Here is a 16,677-nt window from a genome sequence, read left to right on the forward strand (position 1 = left end):
CGCACCTGCCCTGTGCCTTTGCAGGATTTCGCCAAGGCCCCGTCACACAAAGTCGAAGATCGGGAAGAACCCGGCAACGATGGAGAAAACACCTTGAACGGAGAGATGAACATGTCTGCTGTCAAACTTTCAGGCTCCGCAATTTCCGTCGGGGTTTCGGTGGGGCTGGCCGTTTGCGAAGCGGATGGTCCGCAAGCTTCCTGGGCCTTGCCATGAACACCGGTCATTCCGCGAATGCCGGGCCGGGTATTCCTCACCAACGCGCCTGCCGCGACTTCGACATGGCGCGCGGCGCGCATCCCTATGCTGCGGCAACTTTCGGCCCGGACGGCGCGTTGTACGGGACGACCTGGCGCGGCGGCAGCGCCGACCGCGGCACGGTGTTCCGGCTCGGTCTGGACGGCGCCTTCCGCGTGCTGCACGACTTCGACGGTGCGCAGGGGGCGAACCCTTACGCCGCTCCGACCTTCGGCCCCGACGGCACGCTGTACGGTACCACTGTCAATGGCGGCGAATCGGACCAGGGTACGGTCTACCGGATCGACCCGGTCGGGCGCTTTAGCCTCCTGCACGACTTCGAGCGCATGCACGGAGCGAACCTGTATGCGCCGGTCACGCCGGGGCCGGATGGGGCCTTGTACGGCGCGGCCTGGACCGGCGCCCATGCCGGCCGGGGCGCCGTCTACCGGATCCATCCCGACGGCGGCTTCGGCGTACTGCATCATTTCGACGGAACCGCCGGCGCCAACCCCTACGGCGCCCCGGTCTTCGCGCCGGACGGAACCTTCTACGGCACCGCCTGGAGCGGCGGAGACCGGGGGGCCGGTCTGGTGTATCGGATCGAGCCGGGCGGCCGTTTCGGCGTCGTACACGCTTTCGACCTCAAACGCGGCGCCTGCCCCTACGCCGGCCTGATCGCCGGTCCGGACGGCGCGTTCTATGGCACGACCGTCGGCGGCGGACGTTCGAACGCCGGTACGATCTACCGTCTCCTCCCCGATGGTCGTTTCGGCGTGCTGCACCATTTCGACGGAAAGAACGGAGCCCAGCCCTTCGCCGCCGTGACGTTCGGCGAGGGAGGACTGTACGGTGCCACGCGTGGCGGCGGCCGGGCGGGCGCCGGGACCGTATACTGCATCGGCGCCGATGGCCGTTGCGGGATTCTGCACGAATTCGACCTGCTCCAAGGGGCGTATCCCTACGCTGGCATCACGGTCGGCCCGGATGGCGCGCTCTACGGCACCACCGCGAATGGTGGCCGCTCCAACATCGGCACGGTGTACCGGATCGACCCGGCCCACAGGTTCGGCGTGCTGCACGATTTCGAGCGGAGTCCCGGTATTTATCCCGGCTTCGCCGCGCTTTTCGGGCTGTAGGGCGATGCCGAAGGCGGTCCGCCAGCGGCGTTCGGATGAGGCGCGCGCTTTTTCGGATAGAAGGAACAGCAGAAAAAGTAGTGTAATAGGCTCCGGTTCGGATCAGGGGCTGACCAGTCAGGCGCTTTCGATCCATTCGGGCAAATCGGGCGTCTCATGCGGAAGGCCTTATGAGTGGGAAATATTCAAAGCCGGAAACCGCGTTCTCCGAGGGCTGGGGCGGAGCGGCTTACGACGAGCTGGTTCAGGCCATCTACGAGTCCGCCCTGAATCCGGAGAGCTGGCAGAAAACGCTCGATCAGCTGCGTATCCACCTCGACGCCAGCGCCTTCAATCTGATCGGATTCAAACTGACCGACTACGCCAACCCCTTCCTGCTGAGCTACAACATTCCAAGCGATTACGGTCAAAACTACCAGGCTTACTGGGGCGAGCGCGACATCTGGGTGCAGGCGGCGCGTGACAAGAACCTGGCCGAGGGTGGCCACACGCTCGCCGGCAGCATGCTGGTGGAGCGGCGGGAACTAGTCCGCAGTGCCTTCTACAACGACTGGCTGGTCGGTCAGGACATCGGCGATGTGCTTTGCAGCAATCTATGGGATGCCAAGTCCGATATGCCGCACGTCGTACTTTGCTATTTCCGCGGCGTGGGCTCGGAGGGTTTCGATGAGTCTGACCGCAGGAAACTGCAAAGTGTTTCACGGCATCTCAACCGGGCCTTCAGGATTGCGTTTCGGCTGGGGCTACTGGAGAGAGGCCGCGACCTCAACGAAGCGGTCGTCGCTTGGCTCAGTCAGGCGGTGTTCCTGCTCGACGCAGGCTGCAGGATTCTGCAGGGCAATCCTGCAGCCGAGCGACTGCTCAATGCCATGCCGACGGCGGTCAGGATCCGCCATGGCCGGGTCATCGGCCTGGGCACGCGCGCCTGCCCAGCTTTCGACGAAGCGCTGAATCTGGCGGATCAGGGCCGGCACACACGAATCGCCTTCACCCTGGCCAAGCCGGGTGAGGCTGGGGAAACACTCAGCGCCTTGGTCGCCCCGCTGAGCGAAGTCTTCGTGCCAGGGTTGCCATCGCTGCGTGCGCGCTATCTGGTGGTGATCGACAATTGCCGTGGAATCAACAAGGATTCGCTGCGGTCGTTCTGTGGGCTGTTTCATCTGACGGCGGCGGAGCAATCCGTGCTGCTTGGGCTGATGGAAGAAGCGACGCCAGAGGCGATCGCGGCTGGCTTGCGCGTCAGCGTCGCCACGGTCCGCTCCCATATCCAGCATATCCGCCAGAAGACTGGCGTCCGCCGTCTCACCGAACTGGTCCGGATGGCGCTCGCCGCCAGCCGTGCGTCGTGATCCCGGCTTCCGGCGTGCCCTGCTGCGTTGTCGGACGTCGCTATCCAGATTTTCGCCTGGTCGTCCCATTCGGCCCGAACGAGGATCTTGCGCATGTTTTGCTCCTGTTCGGCAGATCGGCCGCTGGTTCATGCTGGGCCGGGAGTCTCCCCATGGAGTCGATCGCAAGGAAATCGTTTCAACCGGCCCAGATGCTCCGTCTGCGCCAGCAACGCCGGCAGCACGATCATGCTGCACAAGAGCGTGGCGAGGATGCCGATGCTCAGCATGATCCCCATGCTGGCCATGCCGAGATGGGGCGACACCGCGAGGTTGCCGAAGCCGCTGATGTTGGTGAGCGCGCTCAGCACGACGGCCAGGGCGGTGCTGGTGTGCAGGAGGATGCCGTCCTTCGGCGGCGCGGTGCGGAAGCGGTGGACCATGTGGATGCAGTTGTCCACCCCCATGCCGAACACCAGCGGCAGGGCGATGATGTTGGCGAAGTTGAAGGGGATTCTCGCCAGCGCCATGGCCGCTCCCGTCAGCAGGGAGGCCAGCAGCAGCGGGAGCAGGACCAGCGCCACGTCGATCTTTTTCTCCATGGTCAGGAACAGGATCACGGTGATCGCCACGATGGCGTAGGCGAAAGCCTGCAGGAAGGCCGTCACCACGGCGTCGCCGGATTCCAGGAACAGCACCGGCACCCCCGTGGCATGCGGCACCACCTGCCGGACCTGGTCCACGAAACGGCGCATGGCTTGCGGGTCGTGCAGGTCCTCTTTCGGCCGGATTTCGACCCGCCGTATGCCATCCTTGGTGATCCAGCGGGAGCGGAAGTCGTCCGGCAGGTCGCCGATATCGACCCGGCGGGCCTTCAGGGCGTCCGCCAGCCGGTCCAACTGGCCGTCGAGCCCGTCCACCAGGATCTGGGATATCCGCGCCACGGTTTCGGTTCGGGCCTCGCCCTGTGTGGACTGGATGCGTTCGGCCAGCCGGGCCTGTTCCGCCGCGAGGCGGAAGCCGGCCGGCGCGTCGGCGGCGTCGGGGTGGGCCGAGAGGTGAGCCGTGAGGGTCGCCAGGAACCCGCGCACGGCCGCGGCCTCCTCGTCGGGCGCGGGCCGCGGCTTGCTGGCGCCCGATGCCGGCTGCGGTCCCAGGGTCAGCGCCATCTGGTCGATCAGGTCCAGTTTTTCGTCCTGGTCTTCCGGCACGAAATCCTCGAGCGTCAGAACCTTGTCCACCACCGGCAGCCTTTCCAGCCGCTGCTTCATGGCCGCCGCTTCTCCGCCATCCTTGGCCAGCGCCGCCAGGAACCAGGGTGAATTGGAGCCGTCGGCCAGCAGTTCGCGGAAGGTCCGGACCGATTCGGCAGAGGGGTCCTGGAGGTTGAGCGGGTTCTGGTCGAAGCGGGCCGACTTCAGTGGCACGAAGGCGAGGGCGGCGACGATGGCCGCGGCGACCAGAACGCCCCGCGAATGGCGCAGCGGAAAAGTCAGGAGAGTCCGCTGCCAGCGCGGCGGTTCCTCATGCCCCGCATGGGGGCCGAGGTAACGTGAAGGGCGTCGGAGGCCGAGGAAAGCCGGGAGGATGGCGAGTGTCACCAGCAGGCTGATGAACATGCCGGCGCCGGAAATGATCCCCAGCTCGGCGACCCCCCGGTAGCTGGTGGGTACGAAGCAGAAGAAGCCGACGGCGGTGGTCAGGGTGCCGATTTCCAGCGATCCGCCGACGTGGCGGACGGCGCGTTTCAGGGCGCTGCGATGGTTGTGCGAGCGGCAGGCCAGCTCGCGGTAGCGCAGGCTCAGATAAATGGCGTAATCGGCGCCGATGCCGATGTACATGACGGAGAAGGCGACCGAGATCAGATTGAGCTGGCCGAGCGCCAGGGCGGCGAAGGCAGCGGTGAAGATCAGTCCGAGCACCAGGCCGATCTGCACCGCCAGCACCAGCCACAGCGACCGCAACCCGATCAGCATGACCAGGCTGACTCCCAGGAACGAACCGAGGCTCGCCATCTGGGCGCCGATGCTGGCGCTCTTGAGTTCGTCCACGGACAGGGCGGCGGCACCGGTGAGCCGCATCGCGACGCCGCTTTCTTCCAGGCGCAGTTCCTTGCCGGTCTGGCGGATCGCCGCCATGAGATTTTCGCCGGGCGCCAGCGAGCTGTATTCGATCCGCGGCATGACCTCCAGCAGCACGCGCCTGTCGGCGGGCTTGGCGTCCTCGCCGGCCATCAGTTCGATCCAGGACAGGGGCGTTCCGGCGCCGTCCAGATAGCCGCGGAGCGCCGCGGCGAGGCGGCCGAACACGGCGGCGAAATCGATGTCCTTGTCCTCGCCGGTGCGCAGGGCCCGCTCCAGGAGCGAGAACACCCCGCGGAGGCTCCGGTCGGCGGACACCTCCGCCAGGAATGGCTGTACCCTGGCCAGGTGATCGGACATTTTTTCCAGGTCCGCGGCGTCGTCGAACAGCAGGCCGTTCTCGCGGAAGAACCCGCTTTCCGGTGGATAGAACACCCATTCGAACTGGGCGGAATCCTCGCGCAGCCGGTGATAGAGCCTGGCCGCCGCATCCCGCGCCTGGTCCGGCGTCGGAGCGTCGAGGACGATGACGATGGAATCGCGGAACTGCGGGAAGGCCCTTTCGTAGGCCAGTTTGTCCTGACGCCACGGCAGTTCGTCCGACAGCACATTGCCGGGATAGGTGTTGATGCGGAGGTTGTGGATCGTGTAGTTTACGGCGGCTATGGCGGCGAGGATCGAAAAAGCGATCACCGCCACGGCATGGCGCATCGAAAAATAGAACCAGACGGACAACAGGCGGTCGATGCGGGTCCGCAGGCGTATTTTTCGCGTGATCAAAACGTGCCTCCTTTTTGAGCTATCCCGTTAGGCCGCGCCGAGCATCGCAGCTTTCGGCGAGGACAGCCCGAAGGGGAGCCGCAAGGAAGCGGCTCGTCCATGGAGGGGCAGGAGCCCCTTCGATGGCCCCTCGTCGAAAGCGAGAAGCGCAGGAAGCTTTCGCGGCCTCCGGGCGGTTTTTCTTTGCGTACTTTCTTTTGGCCGTCCAAAAGAAAGTATGTCGGCCGTGGGTCCGAAAACCCCCATCTAATAGGCTTCGCGCGCGTTTCATATTCAAATTCTTTTAGCGTGTTCGTTCCGCCGTCGATTGAAATGGTATTCCAGCCGCCAGGAAAGACGGTGCCAGATTCTGCCTTTTCCTCTCATCTTCCGTGCCCCAAACTCTTCCGATACAGCCTGAGTTTCTGATCCGCGGCCTGACCATGGCTTCCCTGGGAGGGCTGCTGCTGGCGGTCGGTCTGCGGCTCGAAGTCGCAGCCGTCGTGTCGGCGATTCGAGGCTGCCGTTGGTCCGTCGTACTGCCGCTCAATTTCATCGCGGTTCCCCTCCTGGCTTATGGTCTGGCGCGTGGCTTCGCTCTTCCGCCGGAATATGCGGCCGGGATGCTCTTGCTGGCCGCCGCACCCTTCGCCCCGGTTGTGCCGGTCTTCGTTAAGATGGCGCGGGGCGATCTGGCGCTGGCGGCCGGTTTGACCGCGATTTTTCCCGTGTTCGCCATTGTCCTCACGCCGCTGGCTTTCGATGCCGGTTTCGCGGCGCTGGGCGGTGGCGCCACGCTCAGGTTCAATTATCCGAATCTTCTGGCGGTGCTGTTCTGCACCGTCAGCATGCCGCTCATCGCAGGCATGGCGCTCAGGTTCGGACTCCCCGGCTTGGCCGGCCATCTGGTCCGGCCTCTGGATATCCTGGCGGAGGCGGCGGGAGCCGTGTCCCTGGCATTCGTGACCTGGATCGAATCCGGGACCCTCCTCGCGACCGGGTGGAAACCCCTGCTGGCCTTCGTTCTGGCGGGAGAACTGTCGTTCTGGCTGGGCTACGCCTTCGGCGGGCCGGACTCACAGGGCAGGCGAGTGATCGCATTCGGCACAGCCAACCGCAACATCGCCCTGGCCATCATCGTCGCCGTCGAGAGCTTCGCCGGCACGCAGGCGGTGGCGGTGGTGGTGGCCGACGGGCTCGCCCTGATCCTCCTGGGGCTCCTGCATGCCGCGTATTACCGCTTGCTGGCCGAACGCCGAGGATCGCCGGTGCCCGCCTGGAACAAGCGTCTGCCCTAGGCTTTCCGTCTGCGGCTTCTGGCTGGAGGTCTCCTCTCCGTCCAGGCCGTGGCTTTCGATCACCGGCCCCAGCTCCTGGCGTATCCACTGTTTCGACAGCCCGAATTCCTCCAGCGAATAGCGATGGGTGCTCTGGAAGGTGCGCTGCCGCTCGGTGAAGTCCTGCAGCACCGCCCGGTAGGATCCGGTCACGTTCCAGCCGAAGTGGCGGTAAAGGGCGGCGACCGTGCGGCCCGGATCGGCCCGGAGATCGCGGTAGTCGATGCAGTAATAATTGGCGGGCTCCACCCGCGCGCGGAACCGGTCCAGATGCCGGTACCATTCGACTGCCAGGGCGGCGTAGGCTTTCGACTCGGCCCCGTCCCTTTCGATTTCCGGCGAATGGGTCTGCCAGACCGGAACGAACAGGCTGACGTGGGACGGGATGGCTTCGTCCGGGTGACGAACGATGGTGATGAATCGGGCATCCGGAAACTCCTCTGCGATCGACTCGATGGCGCCCGAAGCATGGGTCGACTTGACCAGCAGGGTGCGCCCGCCGCCGTTGGCGTAGACATGGCGCTGCATGCAGGAACGGTAATAGGCCATCAGCTTGCGGCGGGATGCCGGCGGAAGGGCATCGGGAAAGCCCACCTCCCAAAGCGGCTCCACGAAAGGAAACAGCATGAAGATCGCCTCGGAAGCGAACGCGTAGAGGAACAGCGCCTGGTCTTCCTCCGGCTGGTCCAGGCGCATCCGGTGCATCTCGTCCCAGCCGCCGAACCACTTCCGCTCACAGCCTTGCATCAGGCACCGGATCACGCCGCCGCACTTGGTGTCGATCCAGGCCAGACCGTTGAAGACGGCCTGAAAACAGATGCTCGGAAAAATGGTCTGGTACATCTTCCAGTGCACGAAGCGCTGCTCGTCCGCGCAGAGCACACGCTGCAGGAAGGAGGTCCCGCTCCGGGGCGGGGCGATCACGAATACCGGCCGTTCGACGCTGGTTTTTCTGAAGCCGGGGAAAAAGACGTGATCCAGCAGGCGGCCGAGCGCCACGAAAGCCACGAAGGCGAGGTACAAGGCGGAAAAAAGCAGCACGTAGAACCAGCGTCTGAGCCGGAAGGGCCGCTGGAACAACGCCAGGCGCAGGGCTTTCAGAAAGCCGCGGTAATTGAAGAACATGGGGCTGCCACTGAGAGGTTTCGGTGGGCGCACGCCTGGCTTCGCGGGCCATCCGGTCCGCGTGATCTATGCCAGTGGGCGTGTCCGCATCCCCTTGGACATGGCCCGGGACCGGCAGTCGCTGGTTTCACTCGGCGCCGCAACGGTCCGGGCGGAAGGGACGAGAAGGGATGCCGTATGGCGGGTGTTTGAGCGGTTCCATTATTCTTTTCTTTGGTCGGCAGGTTTCATTCCGCGGGCGTTTGACCGGCCCGGTCCGCGATCAGCCATGCGTGGCGAGAGTAATTTACTAGAACTTCCATTGTTTTTCGCTCTCAAATGATCTCGATCCGAACGATGGAGTCGTCGGCTTCGCCGCGCCGGGGTTTTTTTCAGGCCGTCAGGCCGGCGAACAGCATGGGCAGCCGTTCGGGCAGGCGCTGGACGCGGTCCACGACCGTATAGCGGTTGGGGCCGAAAATCCGGGAGACGTAAGCGTCGGCATCCGGGTCCAGCGTCAGGCAGTAGGTCATGATGCCCGAGGAGGCCAGTTCCTCGACTGCCTTCTTGGTGTCGAGGCGGAGATACTGCGGGTCGCGCTCGTCGATGTCGGCCGGTTCGCCGTCGCTGACCAGGAGCAGCAATTTCCTCTGCTGGGGCCGATGTCGCAGATGGTGCGCGGCATGCCGCATGGCGGCGCCCATCCGGGTGGACAGCCCGCCCTTCATCCCGGCGATACGGGACTTGGCCTGGTCGTCGAAAGGCTGGTCGAAATCCTTGAAGCGGTAGTACTGCACGTCGTGGCGGCCGTCGGAGGCGAAGCCGTGGATGGCGAAGGGATCGCCGATGCCGTCGATGGCCCAGGCCAGCAGGGTGCAGGCCTCGCGTGCCAGCTGAATGATTGGCCGATCGCTGCCGGGCAAGGTTTCGTTGGTGGATTCCGACAAGTCGAGCAGCAGCAGTACCGCGAGGTCGCGGGTCTTGCGGATCGTGCGGATGTTGATGCGGGGGTCGGGCATCTCGCCCATGCGGATGTCGATCATGGCCCGGATGGCGGCGTTCAGGTCGATCTCGTCGCCGTCTTCCCGCCGCCGTTGGCGGATCACACCCTGCGGCTGCAGGGCGTCGATGATGTGCTTGAGGCGGCTGGCGACGGGCTTGTATTCGAGCAGGACCCGTTCGACGAGAGCCGGGTCGTCCTTGGCCTGGCGCCGCTCCAGCACGGTGGCCCAGTTGGGGCGGTGCAACTGGACCTGGTAGTCCCATTCCGGATAGTGGTAAGGGTCGCTGACCGGTTCCTTGCCTTCCAGTTCGTTGATGGTGCAGCCTTCCTGATCGAGATAGAACGGTGTTTCCAGGGTCCAGATTTCCTGGGCGTCGTCCCCGGCCAGTTCGCAATCGATCTCGTCGATCATCTCCATCAGGGATACCTTCCTGCGTACCTGGCGCTGGCCGGCGGCGATGTGGTCGGCCTCGGCCCATTCGGTCTCGCCGAAGGTCCAGAGGAAGCGGTTGTCGTCCCGGTACGGCACGCCGAAGCTTTCCAGGACGCGCAGCGAGGGCAGGCCCCACCGGTCCTTGAGGCGGTTGGAGAGGGTGACGCCCAGGTCCCAGCTCAGCCGGTTGTCGGCCGGATCCTTGGCCAGCGCGGCATGGAAGGATTCGCGCAGCTCGGCCACGATCGGATCGTCGGCTCCTATCCGTTCATCGAGCAGAGCGTGAGCCAGCCGCTCCAGCCAGAGTACCATCGGGTCGGCGTTGCGGTCGCTGCCGAGGGCGGCTTCGAACAAAGGCGCCCAGAGCTGTTTGAGCCCGGGGAATTCGCGGATCGCCAGCGCCTCGACGCGGGCGTCCTCGAACAGACCGATCAGGAACATCTGCACCGGCGTCAGTTGCTCCGCGGACAGCGGGCGGATGGTGTAAGCCAGGTGGGCGGCGGCATGGGCGGCGGTTGCCCGGTAGAGTTCCTTGCCCGATACCGGGCCGAAGTCGTCGTACGCATCGGGCACGAAGATCACCCCGTGTTCGATGTACGGTTTGTAGCCTTCGCGCGTCTCGAAATCGCCAGAGGTGGGGCGCAGGTAGAAATCCCGGCCCCACAGCGCGCGCAGGTAGAAGTTGAGCTTGCGCTGGGTGTCGACGAACAGGGTGCCGCGCCGCTCCTGCTGTAGCACCGCCAGGCTGTCGGCAGTCTCCAGGGCGAAGTATTTTGCCAGGGTCTCGAAGTCGCGGGCATGGGCCTGAGCGCCCCACAATGCCCAGCGCCGCAGTCCCCCCAGGGTCAGTTTGTCGAACAGCGGGTCGAGGTGGTCCAGCATCGGTCGCAGGCCCCGCGGTGCCTTGGCGGAAAGCTGGTGGATCAGGCCGAGGTACTGCCGCAAAAGCTCGCCGTCGCCCAGCCGCCGGGCTGCGGTGGGAAGGCTGTCGAACAGCCGCTCGATCACCGCCCCGCTGACCATGGACGCCAGTTTCATCACGCCGCTGACGACGTCCGCGATCACCTCGTCGCCGACCTCCTTGCACACCAGCGGCATCTGCTGGACATAGGCCAGCACCAGCTCTGCGCCGCGCCCGAGTTCCGACAAGGCCCGCGCGCCCTCGATGTAGTTCTTGAGGGCGCCCGGCGACATGACCCGTGCGGCTTCGTGGAAGCTCGCCTCCAGCGTGTCCTTGACGCGAGGATCGAGTCGTTCGAGATGTTCTTGGTAGTCGCTCAAGTTCAAGCTCATGGGGGCCTCACTGGTCTCGGATACCATTGTCAGGCAGCTTACTGGAAAGGGCGAGGACAGCAAAGGCTCCAAGGGGCGTCGTCGCCTCGTATTTCCGTGCCGCGCGTGCCTTCAATGACATCGCCTTTCTTGACGGGGGCCATGGGAGAGCAGCGAGATCACGCCAACCGCTCTCGGCGAGCGGCCCACTCCCGATGCTCCAGGGCCCTGCTCGAAACGGCTCAGTGGCATTCGAGCAGGCGGTTGACCGAATCCAGGGCATCCGGGTTGTATTCGGTATTCAGTTTGGCCAGATGGCAGGCATCGAGGATGATGTTGGAGCCGGCCGGAAACTGCACCGCTGCCGCCGGTTCTTCCTTGCGCAAAAGGGACTGGGCCAAGGTGGCCGCCTGGCGGCCTATGGTGGGAATGTCCGGGGCCGCCACCAGGCTGGCGCCGAAGCCGATGAATACCTCGCTGTAGGCGTAGACCGGCTTGCCGGCTTCGTCCGCTGCCTGGAAGATGCCTTCCACCCTGTCCCGGTCCGTCAAGATGCCGGGATCGGAAACGAGCCAGAGGATGTCGATCTGTGGCAGGAGTTCCAGCAAGGCGTCGTCCACCTCGTCGTTGACCGGGTTGTCGATGGACTTCTCCACCAGCGTCAATCCCACATCCTTGGAATAGGCCTTGGCTTCGGCGATCCGTTCGCGGTTGAATTTCGGGTCGAACAGGACGCCGACCCGGACCGCCTTCGGCAACAGATAGCGCAGCAGCGACAGTTCCTGGGACAGCGACAGCTCGTTGGCGATGCCGTAAACGCCGGCCCGCTGCGGGAACCGTTGCCAGTTGATGACGGATGAGAACAGTTGCGGCGCGCCGCCCGCGGCGGCGCCGGCCAGGTGGAAGGCCTGGGAGCCGATGCTGTAAACCAAGTCGGGGTGTTCGCGCGCTATCAGGTCGTTCAGGCCCGCCGCATCGAGATCCGACTCCTCCAGGTTGACGTCGATGATGGTCTGCCCTCCCATCTGCCGGCGGAACTCCTCCTCGGTCAGACGGTAGCGGTCGACCGAACGGGCCGTGTTGAGCACGACGATCTTGCCGGCGGGCTCCTGCCCTGTTACGGCGGCAGGCGTCAGCAGAGCCCCCAGCAGCAAACCCCATTTCGTTAGCGGGTGTCGTCGGCACATGGCGGTCACGGCGCGCGCAATTGGGTGGAATAAGGCGCTTCCAGCGTTTCGACGCGCTTCCAGCCGTCCAGTCCGAGGAGCTTGAGGTTGGTGACGCCCTCGGGCTTTTTGTCCATGTCTTCCAATATCTCGACCAGGGGCGCGCCTTCCTGCCGGAACGAGCGGGGAACCGTGGCGATCAGCAGGAAGGCCTTCTCGCTCTGTGCCAAGGGTTTCAGCTGGCTGTGCTGCTTGGGATTGATCGCGGCCAGCTTCTGCAGGCTGGCTTCGGAGGAAATCGCGGCCTGTGCCATGCCGAAGCTCACGGCCATGAGCGCGTCGATGTCCTTGGGCACGCTCAGCACCTTGAAGCTGTCGACCAGGGCGTGACGCTCCGGCCCCAGCGTCTGCTTCAGCAGGGTTCGCAGGTAGTCCTCGCTGCCGGTCCCGGCGACGGTCACGCCTTTAAGGGCAGACACGTCGGCCACGTCCTTGGCGGAAAGAATCTTGCGCTGCAGGAACGCGCCCTTGGAGACCCCGACCAGCACGGCGTCCAGGGATTGGCGGCCCTTGATCTCGCCGTAATGCCAGCCGGAGAGCATGTAGACGCCGCGCGAATTCTGCCCCAATGCCTGCTCGAAAGTCGCCCGGACGTTGAAGGGCTGGAATACGTAGGGTCCGAGCGGGGCGAGGTAGGTGTCGAACGCGGTCTTGAGCATGGCATAGCTGTCGATGCTGCTCTCGGGATTGAAAAAAAACACCGCGTCTTCGGCCGGCGCGGTCGCCGCGGCACAGCACAATGCAGCCGCCGTCCACGCGCGCCGCCGGAGCCATCGGGTACGGTGCTTGGATTCGGCTGCCATGACTAGAACCGCAGACTCATGTGGCCGTAAAAGGTCCGGCCCGGCACCGAGAAGTCGCCGGGATCGGCGTATTGCTTGCCGAGCAGGTTGTAGACGGTCAGGCCCATGTCCAGGCCGTTGACGAGCTGGCCCTGGTTGAGGACGCTGAGGTTGAGCAGCGCGTAGCTGCCGAGATCCGGCGAAGCCGGAGACACCGAGGAATCGCCCGCGACCGCGCCGTTGTAAAGCAGGTTGGCGAAGCCGTTCCAGTGGCGGTCGAAGCGCCAGTTGGCGATGAGGTTCACCCGGCTGTGCGGCACGGCCGGCGCAGTCTGCCCGTTCAGCAGCGGGTTCTGGTAGGTGTAATTGGCCAGCAGATAGCTGCCGTGATCGGCTCCCTGGAAATCGTAGCGCCCCTCCCATTCCACCCCGTCGGTGACGAGCGTGCCCTGGTTTTCGTACCGCTTGAAGTTGGGGAAGACCTCGCTCTTGGGACAGGCGCCGGGCGCCGGACAGTACCGTACCGCGTCGATCATGTCGGCGATGCGGCTGTGGAAATACACCGCCTGGGTGGTGAGCCCGCGCAAGGGGTGCGCCACGAGGCCGGTTTCGAAGGTTTGCTCCCGTTCCGGGTCCAGGTTGGGATTGCCGATGGCCAGAACGTTGGTGTAGGGGTCCATTTCTCCCAGCACCGGCGCGCGGTAGGCGGTGCCGTAGGAGAACTTCAGGGAGTAATCGCGGACGAACTCCCAGTTGAAGCCCATGCGCGGGTTGAAGGTGCCGCCGAAGTCGCTGTAGTGATCGTAGCGCGCGCCCAGACTCAGGTGCAGGCTGTGCCAGACCTCCCACATGTCCTGCAGATAGACGCTCCAGCGCGTGCGCGACATGTCGGAACTGGTGGCCTTGATATTGAAATCGGGATTGTAGGGTACCGTTTGGCGATAGGACGGATTGTCGTACGCTTCCCGAGCCAGCGCGACGCCGCCGATCAGGCTGTTGTTGCGGGAAACCCGGTAATTGGCCTGCACCTCGCCCCCGGTGCGGGAATCGTTCGAGCCGCCGCCCCAGGAGGCGATCAGCGGATTGAGACGCGAGCCGGCACCGGCGGTGCCCGTGTAGCTGCTGTCGAAGGAATCGTAATAGAGCTGGGTGCTGAGGCTCAAGTCCTCGCGCACGGTCCAGTCCCGGCTGAGGCGCAGAAAGTAGTTGTCGTACTGGTTGTTCTGGGTGACCGCGTTCAGATCGAACGGGCTGACGTAAGGGTCGAGCCGTTTGCCGATATAGCGGCCGTCCAGCTTGAAACCCTCATACCCCAGCTGCCATTCCAGGTCGTAGCGTTTTTCCGGCCCTGTCACCGCCCGTTGGGTTCCTCCCGCGTTGCGCGGCAGGCCGTTGGTACCCCGGTAGTTGAAGTGCACCACGGCCTCGCCGTTGTCGAACCGCTGGCCGGCCGAAAGCCGGTACTGCTGGGTGTCGTAGTTGCCGTAACCTGCCGAGGCACGGACGCCGTGGGTGTCCTTGGCGTCCTCGGTGATGATGTTGATGACCGCCATCATGGCGTTGGCGCCGTAGAGGGCGGAAGCCGAACCGCGCACCACCTCGATGCGCTTGATGGTGTCGACGGCCAGGTCGTCATAGACCCAGGTGCTGCCGGGATTGGCCATGTCCTGGTCCAGGGGATGGCCGTTCAGCAGCATCAGCACCTTGTCGGAAAAGGAGGTACGCACCCCGCGCACGTCGATGGCACCGATGCCGAATTCGGTCTGGGTGATGCCGATGCCTGGCACGATGCGCAAGGCGTCGGACAGCGTCCTGGCGCCCATGCGCCTGATCTGGTCTTGAGTGATGACGGTGCTGGTGGCGATGGATTCGTCGGTACGCTCCTTGGTGCGTGAAGCCGTGACCAAGGTGTCGCGCTCGGCCTCGAGAAACTTGAGTTCGCCTTCCATATCGGCGTCGCCCGGCGCTTGTTCTGCCCGCGCTGCGGATGCCGCTCCAGCAGCGGCCAGCCACAGCGCCGCCGCCCATGCCGGATGCCGGTTCCTGTGGTCGCTACGGCGCATCCACCCGCCTCAAACGGCCACGCCGGCAGACGGAGCCCGGCGCACTGCGATCAGTGTGATGTCGTCGGATTGCTCGGCGGTGCCGGCGTGGGCGCGTACCCGAGAAATGACCGCGTCGACGAGTTCACTGGCATCCTCGCGTGTCCTGCCTCGCAGCGCGGCCAGCAGGCGCGAATCGCCAAATAATTCGCTTTCGCCATTCATGGCCTCGTTCACTCCGTCGGTATACATCACCAGGGCGGCGCCCGGCTGCAGCACCCGTTCCTGTTCGCTGAACTCGATGTCGTCGAAAACGCCCAAGGCGACGGCGGTGTCGCCCGTCAGCATCTCCACGCTGCCGTCCCGCCCCAACAGAACCGGCCGGTTGTGGCCGCCATAGCTGTACACCAGCCGACCCGTTTCCACATCCAGGGTGGCCAGGAATACCGTGACGAACATGCCGACGTCGTTTTCCCTGCATAGCTCGGGGTTCACAGCCTGCAGGATCTCGCGGGGTGAGCCGTGGGCGGAAGTGACGGCCCGGATCATCGTCTTGACCTTGACCATGAACAAGGCCGCGGCCATCCCCTTGCCGGAGACGTCGCCGATGGCGATCAGCAGGGTACGGCCGTCCAAATACAGGAAATCGTAGAAATCCCCACCGACCTCGCGCGCGGGGTCGACCATGGCGTACAAGTCCACGGGGCTGCCCTTGGCGAAGCGGGGGAAGGCCGTGGACATCATGCCCATCTGGATGTCCCGCGCCAGCCGCAGGGATTCCTGCAGGATTTCGTTCTCCAGCTCCTTTTGCTTGCGATAGGCCTCCACCAGTTCCTCGGTGCGGACTCGGACCTTATCTTCCAGTGTGCGGTTGTATTCCTCCAGCTGTTCATGGGAGCGGCGTATCTCGCCGGCCATCTGGACGAACGAACCGGCGAGGATGCCGATCTCGTCGGTGGGCGCCGCATGTCCCATACGCTGCGGCAGCTCGGTTTCCAGCAGGTGGGCGGCGTCGTCGTAGTTGCCGCGCGCGAGGGCGCGCACGGAGCGGGTCAGCCGGATCAGCGGACGCGACAGTGCATTGGAAACCAGCACGACGATGCCCGAGCCAATGACTATGAAAATGCCGGCGATGCCGGTGCCGAGCAGAACGACACGCCGGGTCGCTGCTTCGATCTCCGCCCTGGAGTTGGCGATTTCCTGCCGCAGCGTTTCGAGCGAGAACCCCAGCCGCAGCACGCCCCACGGCTTGGCTCCGAAATGGATGGGCAGGATGAATTCGATGGCGTTCTGGTCCGGATATTCCCGGTGGGTCAGGCCAGTCTGCCGCAGGGCGTAACGGTCGGCCTCGCCCTGGAGTTTTTCCTGCTGCAGATCGGGGGAGCGGGTGTGGACGAAGGCGACGCCTTCGGTGTTGGTGAGGATCGCGTAGTCCAGCTGTGGGGAGTGACTCAGGACTTCCTGTATGTGGGAGAAGTTGAACGCCGCGACGTCGTTTTCGACTTCGTTTTCGACGAGCTTGGAAAACGCCGTCCCGCGTTCCAGCAGATTGGCCCGCATCAACTCGACGCGCTTGGCCAATTCACTCTCCAGCGACTGCTTCTGCAGGATCAGTCCCACCACGGTGAGCGTGAAAACCCCGCTCACCAGGAGTCCCAGCATGGTGAAAAGCAGCCTCCGGCGGATGCCGCCTTTTACCCGCGCGAAATCCGCCGGTTCGTCACCGGCCGGACCCAACGCTGTCGTCGCCGTCGTTTTCAATGCTGATTTCCGAATCGCAGCCGAAAGTCCGGAGTGCGGGAGAGGCATACGGAAATTCCTCCCCCGGGTGAAAACGGACCATTCTACATTCCTTTGCTGACTTGCCGGCCAGCCTCATTGGGCGGAGGCATGCGGGCCGCAGCCGGAAACCTCGATCGGCGTTCAGCGGTCTT

At 64.6% G+C, this 16,677-nt stretch carries 9 protein-coding genes and 1 pseudogene; 3 read left to right on the plus strand and 7 right to left on the minus strand.

Translation table 11 applies throughout. The annotated features are described in order from the left end of the window. Positions 1–212 precede the first annotated feature (212 nt). Entirely contained in the window at positions 213–1,376 is a 1,164-nt protein-coding gene (locus tag ACSHWJ_RS13615) for a choice-of-anchor tandem repeat GloVer-containing protein (RefSeq protein WP_218798336.1), read from the plus strand. Positions 1,377–1,546: 170 nt separating this feature from the next. Next, on the plus strand, positions 1,547–2,725 hold the full coding sequence (locus ACSHWJ_RS13620; RefSeq protein WP_218798335.1) for a helix-turn-helix transcriptional regulator: 1,179 nt from the start codon (positions 1,547–1,549) through the stop codon (positions 2,723–2,725). Positions 2,726–2,853: 128 nt separating this feature from the next. Here ACSHWJ_RS13620 and ACSHWJ_RS13625 read toward each other — a convergent pair whose 3' ends face one another. Continuing rightward, positions 2,854–5,565 (minus strand): MMPL family transporter, encoded by a 2,712-nt coding sequence (locus tag ACSHWJ_RS13625; protein ID WP_218798334.1) that lies wholly within the window; start codon positions 5,563–5,565, stop codon positions 2,854–2,856. A gap of 371 nt (positions 5,566–5,936) precedes the next feature. On the opposite strand from ACSHWJ_RS13625, the pseudogene ACSHWJ_RS13630 reads away from it, so the two are divergent. Continuing rightward, positions 5,937–6,509: pseudogene (locus ACSHWJ_RS13630) on the plus strand (bile acid:sodium symporter); the annotation flags it as partial. Between the two features lie 111 nt (positions 6,510–6,620). On the opposite strand, the gene ACSHWJ_RS13635 reads toward ACSHWJ_RS13630, so the two are convergent. From ACSHWJ_RS13635 to ACSHWJ_RS13660, 6 genes are all read right to left on the minus strand, one after another. After that, positions 6,621–8,006, minus strand: coding sequence for a sulfotransferase family protein (locus ACSHWJ_RS13635; RefSeq protein ID WP_218798333.1), 1,386 nt, complete (start codon positions 8,004–8,006; stop codon positions 6,621–6,623). A 371-nt stretch (positions 8,007–8,377) separates the two neighbouring features. Continuing rightward, positions 8,378–10,702, minus strand: coding sequence for a nitric oxide reductase activation protein NorD (locus ACSHWJ_RS13640; protein WP_256996553.1), 2,325 nt, complete (start codon positions 10,700–10,702; stop codon positions 8,378–8,380). 233 nt (positions 10,703–10,935) lie between these two features. After that, on the minus strand, positions 10,936–11,847 hold the full coding sequence (locus ACSHWJ_RS13645) for an ABC transporter substrate-binding protein (RefSeq protein ID WP_041361339.1): 912 nt from the start codon (positions 11,845–11,847) through the stop codon (positions 10,936–10,938). Between the two features lie 38 nt (positions 11,848–11,885). Then, entirely contained in the window at positions 11,886–12,722 is an 837-nt protein-coding gene (locus ACSHWJ_RS13650; RefSeq protein ID WP_218798331.1) for a phosphate/phosphite/phosphonate ABC transporter substrate-binding protein, read from the minus strand. Positions 12,723–12,724: 2 nt separating this feature from the next. Then, entirely contained in the window at positions 12,725–14,764 is a 2,040-nt protein-coding gene (locus tag ACSHWJ_RS13655; RefSeq protein ID WP_256996552.1) for a TonB-dependent receptor plug domain-containing protein, read from the minus strand. Positions 14,765–14,773: 9 nt separating this feature from the next. After that, positions 14,774–16,504, minus strand: coding sequence for a PP2C family protein-serine/threonine phosphatase (locus tag ACSHWJ_RS13660; RefSeq protein ID WP_256996551.1), 1,731 nt, complete (start codon positions 16,502–16,504; stop codon positions 14,774–14,776). Positions 16,505–16,677 lie beyond the last annotated feature (173 nt).

Source organism: Methylococcus sp. S1M (assembly GCF_051295855.1).
In the GTDB taxonomy this organism is placed as follows: Bacteria; Pseudomonadota; Gammaproteobacteria; order Methylococcales; family Methylococcaceae; genus Methylococcus; species Methylococcus capsulatus.

Excerpts from the sequence above, each read along its gene's own strand:
- ACSHWJ_RS13635 (WP_218798333.1), bottom strand. The coding sequence starts at position 8,006 with ATGTTCTTCAATTACCGCGGCTTTCTGAAAGCCCTGCGCCTGGCGTTG.
- ACSHWJ_RS13620 (WP_218798335.1), top strand. The coding sequence starts at position 1,547 with ATGAGTGGGAAATATTCAAAGCCGGAAACCGCGTTCTCCGAGGGCTGG.
- ACSHWJ_RS13655 (WP_256996552.1), bottom strand. The coding sequence starts at position 14,764 with ATGCGCCGTAGCGACCACAGGAACCGGCATCCGGCATGGGCGGCGGCG.
- ACSHWJ_RS13615 (WP_218798336.1), top strand. The coding sequence starts at position 213 with ATGAACACCGGTCATTCCGCGAATGCCGGGCCGGGTATTCCTCACCAA.
- ACSHWJ_RS13650 (WP_218798331.1), bottom strand. The coding sequence starts at position 12,722 with ATGGCAGCCGAATCCAAGCACCGTACCCGATGGCTCCGGCGGCGCGCG.